This is a genomic window from Acidovorax sp. GW821-FHT11A03 (genome assembly GCF_058809075.1).
Genome location: NZ_JBXASG010000003.1, coordinates 138,439 through 155,864 on the forward strand (window position 1 = coordinate 138,439; position 17,426 = coordinate 155,864).

The following is a 17,426-nucleotide window of genomic DNA, read 5'->3' on the forward strand; positions in this document are numbered from 1 at the left end:
ATGCGCGTCAGGCTCCAGGCAAGGCGATCGCTGCCAGCGGCAGCTCTATGGTGACTTCGGCACCCCCTTCGGGGCGGTTGTGCGCCGTGACGCTGCCGCCCAGCGTGCGTGCCACGTTGAGCACGAGGTACAGGCCCAGCCCGCCCCCGGGGCGCTCCTTGGTGGACTGGTAGGGGGTTCCCAGCCTTGCCAGCATGCCCGGCGCAAAACCGGGCCCTGCGTCGGTGACGGTGATGCGCAGCGCATCGGCGCTGCGCGTGATGGCCAGGCGCACCCATGCCGGCGAGGCGTCGCGCGCATTGTCGAGCACATTGAAAACCATCTGCTGGAGCGTGGTGTCCGACACCATGAGCGTGTCGGCGCCGAAGTCGTTGTCGTACACGAACCGCGGCATCGACCGCGTGCTGCGCCATTCCTCTGCCAGGGCATCGACGAAGGTGCGCACGGTGGTCTGCACCGACGCTTCCCCGCGGGTCTCCCCGGCCGAGAGCAGGATGCCGCTCACGATGCTCTTGCAGCGCTGCACCTGGGCCTGCATCTCGCCGATGTCTTCCTGCAGCGGTTCATGGGCCGCCAGGCGCTCATCGCGTCGCCAGTCGCCCAGGATCACGGCCAGGGTGGACAGCGGGGTGCCCAGCTCGTGCGCGGCGCCCGAGGCCAGCAGCCCCATGCGCACGATGTGTTCCTCTTCCACGCGGCGCCGGCGCGCGGCCGCCAGGCGCGCATCGCGCTCGCGCAGGTTCAGGCTGATGCGCGTGATGAAGACGACCACCAGGGTGGCATTGAGCGCGAAGCAGACCAGCAGCCCGATCACGTACAGGCTGGACAGGCCCTGGTGCAGGTCCTGCGGCAGCTCCAGGGGCAGGTGGTAGACGGCCAGCAAGCCGAAGCACAGCAGCGTGGTGATCACGATGGACCAGATGTAGGCGCCGCGCAGCAGCACGGCCCCCAGCGTGATCTGCAGCAGGTACAAAAACACGAACGGGTTGCTGGTGCCGCCGCTCAGGTAGAGCTGTACCGTGAGCACGGCGACGTCGATCAGCAGCGCCAGGAAAAGCTCCACGTTGCGCACCACCACGGGGCCCATGCGCAGGCGCAGCAGGCTGGCCACGTTGAAGAGCGCAAGGCATCCCACCACCAGCAGCATTTCGCGCTGCGGCAGCACCAGGCCCAGGCTGTAGTGCGCCATCTCGATGGTGAACACCTGTCCGACCACGGCGATCCAGCGCAGCTGGATCAGCTGCTGGAGGTTCTTGATGCCCGCCGCGGCATCGGCCGAGCGGGCATTGCGCTGCGGCAGGGCGGTGGCGGCGTCAGGGCGAAGGGGGTTCATCGGTGGTCGTGGGGCGGCGGGAAGGGCCATGCCGGCGGCGTTCATAGCGTGCCACATACCAGCCGGCGCCCGCAACCATGAGCGCGAGCCCGTACCAGGTCGCCGCGTACACAAGATGGCTGTTGGAAAAACGGATCACCGTCATGCCCGGGCGGGGCCAGGTCTGCACGGAAGGCGCGCCGCCAGCGGCGGGCAGGCCCGCATCCACGAAGAAGGGCGCGGCGCGGGGCAGCCCCAGTGCCTGGCTGATGGCGGCCACGTCGCGCGAGTGCCAGCGTTGCCGCGCTGGATCATTGGTCCGCAGAAAACCGCCGCCAGGCTCCGAGATCCTCAGCAGTCCTTCCACGGTGGCCACGGGCCGGGGTGGCTGCGCCGCTCCCGTGAGCCACTGGTTGCGCTGCGCCTGCGGTACAAAACCGCGGTTCACGAGCACCTGCGTGCCGTCGTCCAGCTGCAGCGGGGCCATGACCCAGAAGCCCGCGCCCAGCTCTGTCACCGCCTGGGTGAGGACCGTCTTGTCTGCCAGCCACCGGCCCTGCAGGATGACGGCAAGGTATTCGTGGTCTGCCGCGTTGACCCGGGGCCACTGGCTGGCCGGTGGCGCCGCCACGGGAGCCGCATGTACCCGGTGCTCCACGCGCTCGATGAGCGCGAGCTTCCACGCGCGGCGCTGGACCTGCCACGTGCCCAGGGCGGCAAATGCCGAGAACAGGGCGATGCCCACGAGCACGAGGGCCGCCTGGCGGAGCCGCCGCCGGGCGAAGGGCGCGTGCGCGGGGGAGGGCTCTGGCGTCAAGGTGTCAGGGCGTCGAATGCCCCGGCGCTTCGTGCGCCGGCGGCGTGGGAGTGGGGTGCGCGGGCATCATGTTGGCATTCATGTGGAACATGACCCACAGCGTGCCGCTGATGGCGATGGCCACGAATACCACGGTGAAGATGGTGGACAAGAGGGTCCATCCTCCCTCGACCTTGCCGTTCATGTGCAGGAAATACACCATGTGCACCAGGATCTGCACCACGGCGAAGGCGCCCAGCACCAGCACGGCGGTGTTGCGGTCGGCGATCACCTTGGCCATGACCAGCCAGAAGGGGATGGCCGTGAGAACGACCGACAGCACGAAGCCGATCGTGTAGTCGCGCAGGCTGCTGTGCGGCCCCACCTCATGGGGGTGATCGCCGTGGCCGTGGGCATCGTGTGCGTGTGTGTGTTGCGCGCTCATGGTTACAGCACCCCCATCAGGTACACAAAGGTGAAGACGCCGATCCAGACCACGTCCAGAAAGTGCCAGAACATCGACAGGCACATCAGGCGGCGCTTGTTTTCATGGATCAGGCCATGCTTGCCGATCTGCACCATCAGCACCACCAGCCATACGAGGCCGAAGGTCACGTGCAGGCCGTGGGTGCCCACCAGCGTGAAGAAGGCCGACAGGAAGGCGCTGCGCTGGGGCGTGGCGCCCTGGTGGATCAGGTGGGCGAACTCATAGAGTTCGAGGCCCAGGAAGCACAGGCCGAAGAAACCCGTCACGGCCAGCCACAGCAGCGTGCCCTTGGCGTCGCCCAGCTGCTTGCGCAGCATGGCGAAGCCGAAGGTGATGGACGACAGCAGCAGGAAGGCCGTGTTGATGGCCACCAGCGTCAGGTCGAACAGCTGCGCGCCGGTGGGGCCGGCCGCGTAGCTGCGGCCGAGCACGCCGTAGGTGGCGAACAGGGCGGCGAAGATGAGGCAGTCGCTCATCAGGTAGAGCCAGAAGCCCAGGGCCGTGCCGTTCTCGGGATGGGGCTCGTGCGCCAGGTGGTAGTCGCGCGGCGCGAGCGCCGCGCTGGCGGCGCCTGCCGCGCCGGGGGTGTATCGGATATCAGACATGGCTGGCACGCAGTTGTTGGGTGCGGTGGTTTTCCGTCTTGGCCACGGTGGAGGCCGGGATGTGGAAGTCGCGCTGGTAGTTGAACGTGTGGATGATGGCCGCCAGGACCACGGCCGCGAACGACACGCCCGCGAGCAGCCACATGTGCCAGATCAATGCGAAGCCCAGCACCAGGGACAGGGCCGAGATCACGGCGCCCGATCCGGTATTGGCAGGCATGTGGATGGGCTGGAAACCGGCGAGGGGACGCTGGTAGCCATGCTTCTTCATGTCCCACCACGCGTCGATCTCGTGCACCACGGGCGTGAATGCGAAGTTGTAGTCGGGCGGGGGCGAGGACGTGGCCCATTCCAGCGTGCGCGCGTCCCAGGGGTCGCCCGTGTGGTCGCGCAGCTCTTCGCGCTTCAGGTAGCTCACCACGATCTGGATCAGGAAGCAGGCAATGCCGGCCGCGATCATGGCCGCGCCGACGGCTGCGATCACGAACCAGATCTGCAGGGACGGGTCTTCGAAATGGTTGGCACGGCGCGTGACACCCATCAGGCCCAGCACGTACAGCGGGCCGAACGCCACCCAGAAGCCCACCACCCACAGCCAGAAGGAGCGCACGCCCCAGGTGCGGTCCAGCTTGTAGCCGAAGGCCTTGGGGTACCAGTAGTTGATGCCCGCGAACAGGCCGAACAGCACGCCCCCGATGATCACGTTGTGGAAGTGGGCGATCAGGAACAGGCTGTTGTGCAGCACGAAGTCGGCCGGTGGCACGGCCAGCAGCACGCCGGTCATGCCGCCGATGGCGAACGTCACCATGAAGGCCACGGTCCACATCATGGGCAGCTCGAAGCGGATGCGGCCCTTGTACATGGTGAACAGCCAGTTGAAGATCTTCGCGCCCGTGGGGATCGAGATGATCATCGTCGTGATGCCGAAGAACGTGTTCACGCTCGCTCCCGAGCCCATGGTGAAGAAGTGGTGCAGCCACACCAGGTACGACAGGATGGTGATCACCACCGTGGCATACACCATGGAGGTGTAGCCGAACAGGCGCTTCCTGCAGAACGTGGCCACCACTTCGGAGAAGATGCCGAAGCACGGCAGGATCAGGATGTACACCTCGGGGTGGCCCCAGATCCAGATCAGGTTCACGTACAGCATGGCGTTGCCGCCCAGGTCGTTCGTGAAGAAGTTGGTGCCGGCATAGCGGTCCAGCGACATCAGCACGAGCGCGGCCGTGAGCACCGGGAACGAGGCTACGATCAGCGCGTTGGTGCACAGGGCCGTCCAGGTGAAGACGGGCATCCTCATCAGGTTCATCCCCGGCGCGCGCATCTTGATGATGGTGACGATCAGGTTGATGCCCGAGAGCGTGGTGCCCACCCCCGCGATCTGCAGCGCCCAGATGTAGTAGTCCAGCCCCACGCCGGGGTCCTGCGCGCCGAGGTTGGACAGGGCCAGCCAGCCGGAGGTGGAGAACTCGCCCAGGAACAGCGACACCATCACCAGCACGGCGCCGGCCGTGGTCATCCAGAAGCTGAAGTTGTTGAGGAACGGGAACGACACGTCGCGTGCGCCGATCTGCAGCGGCACGAGGTAGTTCATGAGGCCCGTGACCAGCGGCATGGCCACGAAGAAGATCATGATCACGCCGTGGGCGGTGAAGATCTGGTCGTAGTGGTGCGGCGGCAGGTAGCCCATGTTGTCGCCAAAGGCCATGGCCTGCTGCAGGCGCATCATCACGGCGTCGGCAAAGCCGCGCAGCAGCATCACCACGCCCAGGATCATGTACATGATCCCGATCTTCTTGTGGTCGATGCTGCAGATCCAGTCGCGCCACAGGGTGCCCCACAGGCGGAACCTGGTGATGGCGGCCATCACGGCCAGCCCACCCAGCACGGTGGCGACAAAGGTCCAGAGCACGATGGGCTCGTGCGCCATCGGTATGGAATCCCAGGTGATGCGGCCCAGGGCCCAGTGGGGTGCGGTAACAGGTGAGGAGGACATGGCGGTCAGTCTTCTTGGGCGTGGGCGCCGGCGGCCGGCAGGGCGGGGCTGGAGCAAGTCATTGGGCGGCGGTGCTGCGGGTGGAAATGGCGTGGCGCGACTCGAGGGCGGCCACCACCTGGGCGGCGTTCTGCGAGGTGCACACGTCCTGGGGCAGGTTCAGGCCCATGGCGCGCACGTAGGCATCGCCACCGTTCTCGTCGATGGCCATCATGTGGTGCATGCACATCTTGCCGTCCTCGACGCAGCGGTTGAGCACCTTGTCGTACAGGCCTTCTTCCACGCTGTCAAAGCGCTGCACGGGGTCGCGTTCGCTGGGCTTGGCCAGGGCCATGTAGGCCTGGCGGGTCAGGGGCTTGCCCTCGGACCGGGCCCTGGCGACCCACTGCTCGAAGTCGCCCTGGACCAGGCCGTGGAACTTGAAGGTCATGCCCGAAAAGCCCGAGCCGCTGTAGTGCGACGCCATGCCGTGGAACACGCCGGGCTGGTTGATCACGGCGTTCAGCTCGGTCTGCATGCCGGGCATCGCGTAGATCATCCCGGCGAGGTCGGGCACGTAGAACGCGTTCATGGTGGACGTGGCCGTGAGCTTCAGGAGAATGGGCCGGTCCACCGGCGCCGCCAGTTCATTGACCGTGGCGATGCCCAGCTCGGGATACAGGAACAGCCACTTCCAGTCCATGGCCACCACCTGCACTTCCATGGGGGTGGATTGCGTGTCCAGGGGCTTGGTGGCCGAGATGCGGTCCAGCGGACGGTACGGGTCGAGCTTGTGCGTGCCGATCCAGGTCAGCGCGCCCAGGGCGATGATGATCATGAGCGGCACCGTCCAGATCACCAGCTCCAGGGTGGTGGAATGGTGCCAGTCGGGGTCGTAGTCTTCCTCGGTGTTGGCGGTGTTGTTCTGGCGGTACTTCCAGGCAAACCACAGGGTGAGGGCGATCACCGGCACGATGATGATGAGCATCAGCAAGGTGGCCTGGATGACCATGTGGCCCTGCTGGGCCGCGATGTCGCCCGCCGGGTTGAGGACCACCGCCTTGCTGCAGCCGGCCAAGCCGCCCAGGGCAGCAGCGGCGGCGAGCCAGGCAGGCCCGCGAAAGTGAGGAAGTTTGAACATGTGAAAGGCGTTACCAAGGCGTTGATTCGAGGGTAAACGCGGATGTCGGGATACCGCAGAATGTAATATTGCTAGCTTTTTTGTCCATTGGACATTTTGTCCAGGGTCAAAGGTTGTTGCCCCCATCCGGGGCATGGGGGCAGAGCCGGCGTTGTCCTGCACGGCGCCCTGGCCCAGGCGTACTTGTCCCGGGGCAGGCTTGCGGGTAAAACCTAGGTACCCGGTGCCTTTGCGGGCAGCGCGATCCCTGAAAATCAGGCGGACGAGCCCAGCCGTCCTGGTTTTTTCCGACAACGACAAGGAGTCCTGTTCATGAGCAGCCCCGCCTCTGCCACCTACCCCGCGGCCGGCTTCGAAGAAAGCCCAGCCTCTCTCTCCCGGGCGGACACGCATGAAGATGTCACTCCCAGCGAAATCGCCGTGGGCGTGATCATCGGGCGGTCGTCCGAGTATTTCGACTTCTTCGTTTTCGGGATCGCCTGCGTGCTGGTGTTCCCGTCGTTCCTGTTTCCCTTCATGTCGCGCCTGGATGGCACGCTCGCCGCCTTTGCGCTGCTGGCCGTGGCGTTCGTGGTGCGGCCCGTGGGCACGGCCATTTCCATGGCCATCCAGCGGCGCTGGGGCCGGGGCACGAAGCTGACCATCGCGCTGTTCCTGCTGGGGGTGTGCACGGTGGCCATGGCCTTCCTGCCGGGTTACAAGGACGTGGGCATGACCGCCATCGTGGCGCTGCTGATCCTGCGCATCGGCCAGGGGCTGGCGCTCGGCGGCTCGTGGGACGGCCTGCCGTCGCTGCTGGCGATGTCCGCCCCCCGGCACCGCCGGGGCTGGTACGCCATGATCGGGCAGCTGGGCGCGCCGCTGGGGTTTGTCTTGGCCGCGGGCCTGTTTGCCTATCTGTACAGCAGCCTCACCGTCGAGGAATTCCTGGCCTGGGGCTGGCGCTATCCGTTCTTCGTGGCGTTCGCGGTGAACGTGGTGGCCTTGTTCGCCCGCCTGCGCCTGGTGGTGGGCCAGTCGTACGCCGAACTGCTGCAGGAGCGCGAACTGCAGCCCGTGCCCGTGAGCCGCGTGGTGCGCGACGAAGGCAGCAATGTGCTTTTGGGTGCTTTCGCCGCGCTGGCGAGTTTTGCGCTGTTCCATCTGGTCACGGTGTTCCCGCTGTCGTGGATCACGCTGTACTCGGAACAACCCGTCACGCAGATTCTGGGGGTGCAGATCGTGGGCGCCTTCCTGGCGGCGGGGGCCATCATGGTGTCGGGCTGGCTGTCGGACCACCTGGGCCGCCGCAAGCTGCTGGGCGGCATGGCGGTGATGATTGGCGTGTTCAGCTTCATGGCGCCGGTGTTGCTCAACTCCGGCGAGGTGGGCAGCACCATGTTCCTGCTGCTGGGCTTCGTGCTGCTGGGCCTGTCGTACGGCCAGGCTTCTGGCACGGTGACTGCCAATTTCTCGCCCCAGTACCGCTACACGGGCGCCGCCTTGTCGGCCGACCTGGCCTGGATCATTGGCGCCGCCTTCGCGCCCCTCGTGGCCCTGTACCTGTCCTCCCGATTCGGGCTGCTGGCGGTGACGGTGTATTTGCTGTCCGGCGTGGCCTGCACATTGGGTGCCCTCAATCTGAACCGCCGCATGGAGCGGCGCGACCGGTAGCAATGGCGGGTATTTTGCTATCGAATAGATAGCTTCTGGCGCTTGCCCATCAAGCGCTGGAGGTCAAAAAGCCAAAGAAAAAGCGCCCGGAAGTACCGGGCGCTTTGTTTTTGGGGCTCAGTCCTGCGGCCTGAAACCGATGGTCAGGGAAGGCGGCACGCGTCCATCCACGTCGCGCGGCAGGGTCTCGGTCTTGTCCAGCGCGCGCAGCACGGCTTCGTCCCAGGCCTTGTTGCCGCTGGACTGCACGAGGCGCTTGCCGACGATGGTGCCATCGGGCGACAGGCGCACCTCCACCTCCGCGCGCGGGTTGCCCGAGATCGCATCGGGGTACACGATGTTGGGCTTGACCTTGGCCGCCACCTTGCCGCCGTAGCTGCCCGAGGGGCCGGCGCTGCGCTGCGCGGTGCCGGTGGCATTTTCGCTGCCGGTGGCGCCCGCCAGGCCCTGCATGCGCCGCAGGTTGTCCTCGCGCTGCTTGGCCAGCTGCTTTTCCTCGGCCTCTGTCCTGCGCTTGGTGACTTCTTCCGCCTTGCGCTTGTCTTCGGCCAGCTTCTTTTGCTTGTCCTGCTCGGCCTTCTTCTGCTCGGCCAGCTGCTTTTCACGCTGCTCTTTTTCCTTTTCCTTTTGCAGGCGTTCCTTCTTCTCCTGCTCCAGGCGGTCGCGGCGCTCGTCTTCCTTGCGTTCACGTTCGCGCTTTTCACGCTCCTGCTGCTGTTCGCGGGCCTTTTTTTCCTGTTCCAGGCGCTTCTTTTCACGCTCGATGGCGATGTCGGCCTCGCGCGTGTCCGGCGGTTCCACCGCGCGGGGCGGTGGCGGTGGTGGCGGCGGCGTGGGGGTGCGGACTTCGGGGGGAGCGGGCGGCGGTGGTGGGGGCTCCACGGCACGGGGCGCGGCCTGCTGGGGCACGGCGGCCCAGAGCTCGGCCTCCACCGCGGGCTGGTCGGCGCTGCTCTTCCAGTTCACGCCCCAGGTCAGCGCGCCGATCAGCACCGCGTGCACCAGCACCGCCAGCGTGATGGCGCGCAGGCGTGCCGGCGGGCGGGGCGGGGCAAACTGGTCGCGGTCGGTGTGGGCGTGCATGGGCGGTGAGAGTGCGGAGCGCGGTTTCGGTTCAGCCGCCCTGCTTGACGGACAGGCCCACCCGTTGCACGCCCGCCTTCTGCAGGGCGTCCATCGCCTTCACCACGTTTTCGTACTGCACACCCTTGTCGGCGCTGATGACCACCGCGCTCGCGCTGTCCGCGCCCTGGGCCTTCTGCCAGCGGCTGGCGGCATCGCCGATCTCGCGCTGGCTCAGGCTGCGCGTGGCCTCGGGGGTCTTGAACTGGAGCGAGCCGTCCTTGTTGACGATGACCTGGGCCACCACCTTGGGCATGTTCTTGCCCTTGCCCACGCTGGGCACGTCGACCACGCCGGGCGTGAGCATGGGGGCCGTCACCATGAAGATGATGAGCAGCACCAGCATCACGTCGATGAACGGGACCATGTTGATCTCGTTGATGGTGCGGCGGCCTCGGCCGCGGGATGCCATGGCGGGCATGGTGTGGCGCTCCTGCGGTTAGTGGCCGGAGGCCGATGGGGCGGGGGCCGCCGGGTGCGCGCCCAGGTTGCGCTGCAGGATGTTGGAGAACTCCTCGATGAAGGTCTCCTGGTGCGTGGCCACGCGGTCGATGTCGCGCGCGAAGCGGTTGTAGGCGATCACGGCCGGGATGGCGGCGAACAGGCCGATGGCGGTGGCCACCAGGGCTTCGGCGATGCCCGGCGCCACGGTGGCCAGCGTGACCTGCTCCATGCCGGCGAAGCCGGTGAACGCATGCATGATGCCCCACACCGTGCCGAACAGGCCCACGTACGGCGAGACCGAGCCCACCGAGGCCAGGAACGACAGGCTGGATTCGACCACGTCCATCTCGCGCTGGAAGCTCGCGCGCATGGCGCGGCGTGCGCCGTCGAGCAGGGTGCCGGGGTCCACGATGCGGCGCTCGCGCAGCTTCTGGTACTCGCGCATGCCGCTGGCGAAGATGCGTTCCATGGGGCCGGCCTGCTTGGCGTTCTGCGCGGCACTGGCGTACAGGTCGTTGAGGCTGGTGCCCGACCAGAACTCGCGTTCGAAGTCGTCGTTGAGCGTCTTCACGCGCTTCAAGGAAAACAGCTTGCGGAAGATGGCCGCCCAGCTGGCGACCGACACGCCCAGGAGCAGCAGCATCACGAGTTGCACCACCCAGCTGGCGTGCAGCACCAGGGAGATGATGGACATGTTTTGGGAGTTCATGGTGAGAGTTGTTCCAGGAGGGTGCTCGGTATTCTTGCAGGGCGCATCGTCGCGGCATCGACCCATCCGATGCGGATGGTGCCTTCGGTCAGCAACAGGGGAGGCTGTTCGGTCATCTGCTCTGGTTTCAGGAGCGCCTGCTGCACTATTGTCAACGATGCGCGGCCTGGGGCCTGCAGGGCGGCGGTAACAATCAGTTCATCGTCCAGCCGGGCGGGCCGGTGGTAGCGCAGCTGCGCATCGGTTACGACAAACATGCCGCCGGTTTGTTCCCGCAATCGCTGCTGGCCCACGCCCAGCGAGCGCAGCCATTCGGTCCGGGCGCGCTCGAAGAACTTGAGGTAGTTGGCATAGAACACGATGCCGCCGGCATCGGTGTCCTCCCAGTAGACGCGGATGGGGAACTCAAAGCCCATGGTGTCACCCGAGGAGCCTGCGCAGCCGTTCCACCGATTCCTGCAGCTGGGCCATGGAGTTCGCGGTGGAGAAGCGGATGAAGCGCTCGGGCTCTGCCGTGCCGAAGTCACGCCCCGGCGTCACCGCGATGTGGGCGCGGCGCATCAGCTCAAACGCGAAGTCCCAGCTGCCGTTCACGCCCAGGCGCTGTGCGGCCTGCGTGCAGTCGGCCCAGGCGTAGAAGGCGCCGTCTGGCATCACGGGCACGGAAAGGCCCAGCGATTGCAGCGCGGGGATGAAGAAGTCGCGCCGGGCCTTGAACTCGGCGCGGCGGCGTTCGTACTCGTCGATGCTCTCGGGCTCGAAGCACGCCAGCGCGGCATGCTGCGACACGGTGCTCGCGCAGATGAACAGGTTCTGCGCGAGGCGCTCGACCACGGGCACCATGGCCTCGGGGACCACCATCCAGCCCAGGCGCCAGCCCGTCATGTTGAAGTACTTGCTGAAGCTGTTGATGCTGATGATGTTGTCGTCGATGGCCAGGGCCGTGTGGCCAAACTCTTCCTCGTACGACAGGCCCAGGTAGATCTCGTCGATCAGGGTGATGCCATCGTGCGCGCGCACCACGTCGTGGATGCGGCGCAGCTCGCCGGGGGCGATGGAGGTGCCCGTGGGATTCGATGGCGATGCGAGCAGGACACCCCGGGTTTTTTCGCCCCAGGCGGCGCGCACCTTGTCGGCGCTGAGCTGGTAGCGCTCGGCGGCCGTGGTGGGCACGAGCACGGCCTTGCCCTCGGCCGCGCTCACGAAGTGGCGGTTGCACGGGTAGCTGGGATCGGGCATCAGGATCTCGTCGCCCGATTCGATGAGCGCCAGGCACGCCAGCTGCAGCGCGGCCGAGGCGCCGGCCGTCACCACGATGCGGCGCGCGGGCACGTTCACGCCAAAGCGGCCCTGGTACCAGCCGCTGATGCGTTCGCGCAGCGCATCCAGGCCGAGGGCGTTGGTGTACTGGGTCGCGCCGCCGTGCACGGCGCGCATCGCGGCCTCCTGCACCAGCGGCGGCGCTGTGAAGTCCGGCTCGCCGATGTTCAGGAAGATCATCGGCTCGCGCGTGCCCGCCACTTCGCGCGCCAGGGCCTGCGCGGCCTTGGCCACCTCCATTACATAGAACGGTTCGATGCGCTCGGCGCGCGTGGAAAACTTCATGGAAAGGCGTCCTGCCCGTGCTGGCCGGGTGTCGTTTGAAATGGAAGGGGGAATGGGGGCGCGCCCGCCGCGGCTCCGTGGCGGCCCGGCGCGCCCGGGAGCTCAGGCGCCGTCAGCGGATGCCCCGGATGGGGGGGCGGTGGGGGCGGCCGCCGCGCCGCCAGCCTTGTCCGCCGCCACTTCCAGCGCGCGCAGCTGGGGGGCCAGGCCGTTGAGCACGGCATTCACATACTTGTGGCCGTCGGTTCCGCCAAATTCCTTGGCCAGTTCGATGCACTCGTTGAGCACCACGCGCCAGGGCACGTCCAGGCAGTGCTGGAACTCGTACACGCCGATCCACATCGTGGCGTGCTCGATGGGCGAGATTTCGGCCATCTTGCGGTCCAGCAGCGGGGTGATGAGCAGGTCCATGTCGGCGGCCGTGGCGATGCAGCCGTGCAGCAGGGCGTCGTAGTGCACCGAGTCCGCCTTGTGAAAACCGGCCAGGTCGCGCGTGAACGCGTCGATGGCGTGGGCGTCGTTGCCGCCCACCAGGTGCTGGTAGAGCGCCTGCAGCGCGAACTCGCGCGCGCGGCTGCGGTTGGATTTGGATGCGGCCTTGCGCGTGCCCGTGGACTTGAGCCCGGTGCGGCCCTGCTTGGGAGGGCGCGCCGAGGAGGGCGTGGGGGTGTTTTCGCTCATGACAGGTCGTCCAGCAGGTTGGCCATTTCCACCGCCACGCGGGCTGCATCGGTGCCCTTTTCGGTCTGGCGGGCCACCGCCTGATCGAGGTTCTCGGTGGTGATGATGGCGTTGGCAATCGGGATCTGGTAGTCCAGCGACAGGCGCGTGACGCCCGCGCCGGATTCGTTGGCCACCAGTTCGAAGTGATAGGTTTCACCGCGGATGATGCAGCCCAGGGCGATCAGCGCGTCGTACTCATCGCTTTCGGCCATGGCCTGCAGGGCCACGGGCACCTCGAGGGCGCCGGGCACGAGCACGTGCCGGATGTTCTTTTCCTGCACGCCCAGGTTCAGAAGCTCGGCACGGCAGGCCGCGGCCAGGGTATTGGTGATGCTTTCGTTGAAGCGGGCCTGCACGATGCCGATGTGCAGCTTCTTGCCGTCCAGCTTGTCCGCTGTTCCTTTTTCTGCGCCAAACATGTTTTTTACTCTTTCGGAATGAAGCCGGTGATTTCGAGGCCGTAGCCCATCATGCTGGGCATGCGGCGTGGCTGGCCCATGAGCGCCATCTTGTGCACGCCGCATTCACGCAGGATCTGCGCGCCCACGCCGTAGGTGCGCAGGTCCATGCGGCCGCGCTCGGGGGCCTGCGCCGCGCGGGCCGTGCCCTCGAACTGCGAGAGCAGCTGGCCGGCGGTCTCGCCGCAGTTGAGCAGCACCGCCACGCCCTTGCCCTGTTCGGACAGGTATTGCAGGCTGGTGTCCAGGCTCCACGAGTGCATGGAGCGGTTGACTTCCAGTGCGTCCAGCACCGACAGCGGTTCGTGCACGCGCACGGGCACCACGTCGTCGGCGCCCCACTGTCCCTTGACGAGGGCCAGGTGCACGGCCTGGCTGGGCTTGTCGCGGAAGGCGTGGGCGGTGAAGGCGCCAAAGGCCGTCTGCAGCACGCGCGTGCCCACCTTCTCGACCAGCGATTCGGTGCGGCTGCGGTGCTCGATCAGGTCGGCGATGGTGCCGATCTTCAGGCCGTGCTCGGCCGCGAAGAGCTGCAGGTCGGGCAGGCGGGCCATGGTGCCGTCGTCCTTCATGATCTCGCAGATCACGGCGGCGGGGCTGCAGCCGGCCATCACGGCCAGGTCGCAGCCGGCCTCGGTGTGGCCCGCGCGCATGAGCACGCCGCCTTCGACGGCCTGCAGCGGGAAGATGTGGCCGGGCTGCACCAGGTCGGCGGCCACGGCATTCGGGGCCACGGCGGCCTGCACGGTGCGGGCGCGGTCGGCGGCCGAGATGCCGGTGGTCACGCCCTCGGCCGCCTCGATCGACACGGTGAAGGCCGTGCCCATCTTGGTGCCGTTGCTGGCCACCATGGGCGGCAGGCGCAGGCGTTCGCAGCGTTCGCGCGAGAGCGTGAGGCAGATCAGGCCCCGGCCGAAGCGGGCCATGAAGTTGATGGCCTCGGCCGTCACATGGTCGGCGGCCAGGACGAGGTCGCCTTCGTTTTCGCGGTCTTCTTCATCCACGAGGATGACGATGCGGCCGGCGCGCATCTCGGCCACGATGTCCTCGACGGGCGAGATCGGCACGGGAGTGAGGGGGGAGTTCATGGAAGGCTGGGCTTTCTGAGGGGACCGCTGGCGGTGGTGCCGCAGCGCAGGTCCCCGTGGCCGGAGGCCGCCACGCTGTGCGCACCCCCAAGAAACCGCCCAAAGAACATGCGATGCGGCGTTGCCGCTCGTCAAAGGGGCATATTGCCCCAGAAGGATGGGATTTTAGTGCACCGGGCCGCGCCGTGCCCGGTGAGGCGCCCCGGGGCTGATGCAAATCAGTTCCTCGTGGGTTGGGCAGGCTCCCCAGACGGGGGCGCCCCTTGGCGGCGCCGCCCTGCCGTCGGGCGGTGCGGCGCGGCTGCGAGGGGCTTCAGACCATGCTGCCCTGCAGCACCACGTCCGATGTGGGATAGGCCACGCAGGGCAGCACGCAGCCTTCGTCTTTTTCTTCGGCCGTGAGGCCCGGCCATTCGATGGCGTAGCGCACGGTGCCCTCGGCCAGCTGGCCCATGCAGGTGCGGCAGGTGCCGTTGCGGCAGGAGCTGGGCCAGTCGATGCCGCCCTGTTCCAGCGACAGCAGCAGCGGCTGCTCGGGCCAGGCGTCGCATTGCTGGCCGCCGGGCTCTACCGTGGTGATGAAGAAGGGCGCGGTGTTGGGTGGGGTGCTCATGGGTGGTGTGTGGTGTCGGGGTAGGCGTCGGGGGCGGGGGCGGGGGCGGCGCGTGTCCACACCAGCAGGAGGTTGTTGGCGGGCATCGCATGGCGGGCCGCCAGCCGCAGCCCGGCCCCGGCCGCCACGGCGGCCACGTCGTCGATGCGGCGGATGCCCCAGGCGGCGTCCTGGGCGCGCAGGCTGGCGTCAAACGCCAGGTTGCCCGCGGCGGTGGGCACGCCGTCTTCCAGGTACGGGCCGTAGGTGACCAGCAGGCCGCCTGGCGCCAGGTGGCGGGCCGCCCCGCGCATCAGGCCCGCGCAGCACGCCCAGGGCGCGATGTGCAGCATGTTGGCGCAGTAGATCAGGTCGAACGGCTGGCTGAACGCCGGGCCATCGGCGGGCCAGGCGGGCTGGAGCACGTCGAGCGCCACGGGTGTGCGCACGTTGCGCGCGCCCGTGTGCGCGGCCCAGCCGGCAATGGCGCCGAAGTGCGTTCCCTGCAGGTCGGTGGGCTGCCAGCTCCAGCCGGGCAGGGCGGCGGCAAAGTGCGCCGCGTGCTGGCCCGTGCCGCTGGCGATCTCCAGTGCCGCGCCTTCCGGCGCCAGCAGGGACTGCAGCACCGCCAGGATGGGGCCCTGGTTGCGTTCGGCGGCGGGACTGTGCGGGAGCGGAGGGGGGGACATGGGATGATTTTGCTCATGCGCGCTGGACTGGCGGGCGCTGGTTGCTATTAAAAATGTAGCTCTGCAGGGGGCGCCGATGGGAACTGTATCGCAGCCGGCGCGTGGCGGGGCAGTGCCTGTTTTTTAAGCGGTGCAAGGATATTCCTTGTAAATCAGGCACTTACCCCCGCCATACAAGGCTTGTCCAGGGTTATCCACATGATTGTCCAGTGCGGGCAGGGATAACCGGGGCGGACTGGGGGGTGGCAAGGGGCTGGGCGCGGTGCGCGGAATCCCTGGGCGTGGTTGCCGCTTTTTTGGGCAATGCAAGGATATTTCTTATAAATCAATCACTTAAGGATGTCATACAAGACTTCTCCAAACTTATCCACATGATTGTCCAGTGCGGGCTGGGATAACCGGAGCCAGTGCGGGATCGATTGCCTAAAAAAGAGGCGTCGCAGGCCTTGGCCTTATGAATCAAGCACTTGGCGCTGCCATACAGGACTTGCCAAAACTTATCCACATGATTGTCCAGCGCTGGCAGGGATAACCCTGGCCTCCTGGTCAGGCGGCGACCTTCACGCCCTTCCAGAACGCCACGCGGCCCCGGATTTCTTCGGCCTCGGGCTTGGGATCGGCATAGAACCAGGCGGCGTCGGTGTTCATCTCGCCGTTGACCAGCAGCGACAGGTAGCTGGCCTGGCCCTTCCAGTGGCAGGTGGTCTTGTGGTTGCTGAAGGTGAAGAACTCGCGCTTGAGCGCGCTTTCGGGAAAGTAGTGGTTGCCTTCGACCACCACGGTGTCGTCGCTCTCGGCGACGACCACGCCGTTCCAGACTGCTTTCATGGTAATTCCTTTCAATTGAATGCCGCGCAGCGCTTGACGGACAAGCGGTGACCGCGATGAATGTGCGAGCAATGGCCCCACGGGCCTTGCGGGGCGGCCCGCGCTGGCCAGAATGCGGGCATGAGCACCTTACCCGATTATTCCCAGGGGGCCGCCTGCGTGCGCGGCCAGTACGTTCCCATTGGCGACGCGGCGATTCCGCTGACCGACTGGGGGTTTCTGCGCTCCGACGCCACCTACGACGTGGTCACCGTCTGGGACGGCGCATTCTTCCGGCTCGACGCGCACCTGGAGCGGTTCCTGGCCAGCTGTGCGCGCCTGCGGCTCGACCCGGGACGCTCGCCCGCCGAGATCGCGGCGGTGCTGGAGCAGTGCGTGCGCCTGTCGGGCCTGCGCGATGCGTATGTGGAGATGATCGTCACGCGCGGCCAGCCGCCCTGGGGTTCGCGCGACCCGCGCCAGGCCGTGAACCAGTTCTACGCGTTCGCCGTGCCTTACGTGTGGATCGCCAACGAGGCGCAGCGCGAGCGGGGCCTGAACCTCATCGTGAGCGACGTGCAGCGCATCCCCGCCAGCAGCGTGGACCCGCGCGTCAAGAACTACCACTGGAACGACCTCACCATGGGGCTCCTGGGAGCGCTGGACGCCGGGGGCGACACCGTCGTGCTCACCGACGGAGCAGGCCATGTGGTCGAAGGCCCTGGCTTCAACGTGTTCTGCGTGGATGCGCAGGGCACCATCGCCACGCCCGCCCAGGGCATGCTCGAAGGCATCACGCGCCGCACGGTCCTCGAGATGGCGGCGTCGCTGGGCCTGCCGCTGCAGGCGCGGGCCTTGCCGGCCGCCGAACTGCGCGGTGCGCACGAGGTGTTCCTGTCCACCTCGGGCGGGGGCGTGCTGCCTGTCACCCGGGTGGACGGGCGGCCGGTGGGCGATGGCGCCGTGGGGCCGGTGGTGCGCCAGCTGGTGCGGACCTACTGGGACTGGCACCGCGATCCACGCTACAGCCAGCCCGTGCGCTATGCATGAAGCGGCGACCCCCTGAGCGGCGCCGTTGCTTCCCCCTTTTTTTCCGCGCTGTGCACGGCAAGAGAGGCGCTGCCAGCGCACGCACGCCAAGGCCGCCGGGGCGCCCGCGGGCCCTGGTGCGGCGTCTGCCGGCCCGGGCCGTGCCTGCGGCATGCGTGGCGCGCGGG

The 17,426-nt window shown here is 67.3% G+C and carries 19 protein-coding genes; 2 read left to right on the forward strand and 17 right to left on the reverse strand.

The genetic code is table 11. The features are described from left to right. Window positions 1-7: 7 nt before the first annotated feature. The 6 genes from AC1RVY_RS07740 to cyoA are packed head-to-tail and all read right to left on the reverse strand — an operon-like array spanning window position 8 to window position 6,319. On the reverse strand, window positions 8-1,333 hold the full coding sequence (locus AC1RVY_RS07740; protein ID WP_369641928.1) for an ATP-binding protein: 1,326 nt from the start codon (window positions 1,331-1,333) through the stop codon (window positions 8-10). Further along, a complete protein-coding gene (locus AC1RVY_RS07745; RefSeq protein WP_492806064.1) occupies window positions 1,314-2,129 on the reverse strand; it encodes an SURF1 family protein in 816 nt (271 codons plus the stop codon). The genes AC1RVY_RS07740 and AC1RVY_RS07745 overlap by 20 nt, the downstream gene beginning before the upstream one ends. 4 nt (window positions 2,130-2,133) lie before the next feature. Further along, complete coding sequence (gene cyoD / locus AC1RVY_RS07750; protein ID WP_218293946.1) at window positions 2,134-2,553, reverse strand: cytochrome o ubiquinol oxidase subunit IV; 420 nt, start codon at window positions 2,551-2,553, stop codon at window positions 2,134-2,136. 2 nt (window positions 2,554-2,555) lie between these two features. Next, window positions 2,556-3,200, reverse strand: a complete 645-nt coding sequence (gene cyoC, locus AC1RVY_RS07755) for a cytochrome o ubiquinol oxidase subunit III (RefSeq protein ID WP_218293947.1) — start codon at window positions 3,198-3,200, stop codon at window positions 2,556-2,558. Then, window positions 3,193-5,199 carry a cytochrome o ubiquinol oxidase subunit I gene (gene cyoB, locus AC1RVY_RS07760; protein ID WP_218293948.1) on the reverse strand — a complete coding sequence of 669 codons (2,007 nt, stop codon included), beginning with the start codon at window positions 5,197-5,199 and terminating at the stop codon, window positions 3,193-3,195. Before cyoB ends, cyoC begins: the two co-directional genes overlap by 8 nt. 58 nt (window positions 5,200-5,257) lie before the next feature. Then, on the reverse strand, window positions 5,258-6,319 hold the full coding sequence (gene cyoA, locus AC1RVY_RS07765; protein WP_492806067.1) for a ubiquinol oxidase subunit II: 1,062 nt from the start codon (window positions 6,317-6,319) through the stop codon (window positions 5,258-5,260). 312 nt (window positions 6,320-6,631) lie between these two features. Here cyoA and AC1RVY_RS07770 point away from each other — a divergent pair, with 312 nt between their 5' ends. Beyond that, entirely contained in the window at window positions 6,632-7,972 is a 1,341-nt protein-coding gene (locus tag AC1RVY_RS07770; protein ID WP_218340683.1) for an MFS transporter, read from the forward strand. A 117-nt stretch (window positions 7,973-8,089) separates the two neighbouring features. Here AC1RVY_RS07770 and tolA read toward each other — a convergent pair whose 3' ends face one another. From tolA to AC1RVY_RS07825, 11 genes are all read right to left on the reverse strand, one after another. Continuing rightward, on the reverse strand, window positions 8,090-9,055 hold the full coding sequence (gene tolA / locus AC1RVY_RS07775; RefSeq protein ID WP_492806069.1) for a cell envelope integrity protein TolA: 966 nt from the start codon (window positions 9,053-9,055) through the stop codon (window positions 8,090-8,092). A 31-nt stretch (window positions 9,056-9,086) separates the two neighbouring features. Further along, window positions 9,087-9,515, reverse strand: a complete 429-nt coding sequence (locus tag AC1RVY_RS07780; protein WP_056170151.1) for an ExbD/TolR family protein — start codon at window positions 9,513-9,515, stop codon at window positions 9,087-9,089. A gap of 18 nt (window positions 9,516-9,533) precedes the next feature. Then, the gene (gene tolQ / locus AC1RVY_RS07785) at window positions 9,534-10,247 is read right to left on the reverse strand and encodes a protein TolQ (RefSeq protein ID WP_218293952.1); all 714 of its coding nucleotides are present in this window, start codon (window positions 10,245-10,247) and stop codon (window positions 9,534-9,536) included. Next, window positions 10,244-10,663 (reverse strand): tol-pal system-associated acyl-CoA thioesterase, encoded by a 420-nt coding sequence (gene ybgC, locus AC1RVY_RS07790; protein ID WP_218340685.1) that lies wholly within the window; start codon window positions 10,661-10,663, stop codon window positions 10,244-10,246. Before ybgC ends, tolQ begins: the two co-directional genes overlap by 4 nt. Before the next feature lie 4 nt (window positions 10,664-10,667). Next, entirely contained in the window at window positions 10,668-11,852 is a 1,185-nt protein-coding gene (locus AC1RVY_RS07795; RefSeq protein WP_492806071.1) for a pyridoxal phosphate-dependent aminotransferase, read from the reverse strand. 102 nt (window positions 11,853-11,954) lie between these two features. Continuing rightward, window positions 11,955-12,533, reverse strand: coding sequence for a transcription antitermination factor NusB (gene nusB, locus AC1RVY_RS07800; protein WP_218293955.1), 579 nt, complete (start codon window positions 12,531-12,533; stop codon window positions 11,955-11,957). Beyond that, window positions 12,530-12,994: a 6,7-dimethyl-8-ribityllumazine synthase gene (gene ribH, locus AC1RVY_RS07805; RefSeq protein ID WP_218340687.1), complete on the reverse strand. Its 465-nt coding sequence runs from the start codon at window positions 12,992-12,994 to the stop codon at window positions 12,530-12,532. Before ribH ends, nusB begins: the two co-directional genes overlap by 4 nt. 5 nt (window positions 12,995-12,999) lie before the next feature. Then, window positions 13,000-14,121, reverse strand: coding sequence for a bifunctional 3,4-dihydroxy-2-butanone-4-phosphate synthase/GTP cyclohydrolase II (gene ribBA / locus AC1RVY_RS07810; RefSeq protein WP_218293957.1), 1,122 nt, complete (start codon window positions 14,119-14,121; stop codon window positions 13,000-13,002). A gap of 313 nt (window positions 14,122-14,434) precedes the next feature. Further along, window positions 14,435-14,734, reverse strand: a complete 300-nt coding sequence (locus tag AC1RVY_RS07815) for a 2Fe-2S iron-sulfur cluster-binding protein (RefSeq protein WP_492806072.1) — start codon at window positions 14,732-14,734, stop codon at window positions 14,435-14,437. Next, the gene (locus AC1RVY_RS07820; RefSeq protein ID WP_492806073.1) at window positions 14,731-15,402 is read right to left on the reverse strand and encodes a DUF938 domain-containing protein; all 672 of its coding nucleotides are present in this window, start codon (window positions 15,400-15,402) and stop codon (window positions 14,731-14,733) included. Before AC1RVY_RS07820 ends, AC1RVY_RS07815 begins: the two co-directional genes overlap by 4 nt. A 546-nt stretch (window positions 15,403-15,948) precedes the next feature. Next, entirely contained in the window at window positions 15,949-16,230 is a 282-nt protein-coding gene (locus AC1RVY_RS07825) for a DUF427 domain-containing protein (protein ID WP_218293960.1), read from the reverse strand. Between the two features lie 120 nt (window positions 16,231-16,350). On the opposite strand from AC1RVY_RS07825, the gene AC1RVY_RS07830 reads away from it, so the two are divergent. After that, window positions 16,351-17,259, forward strand: coding sequence for an aminotransferase class IV (locus AC1RVY_RS07830; RefSeq protein ID WP_492806075.1), 909 nt, complete (start codon window positions 16,351-16,353; stop codon window positions 17,257-17,259). Window positions 17,260-17,426: the final 167 nt, after the last annotated feature.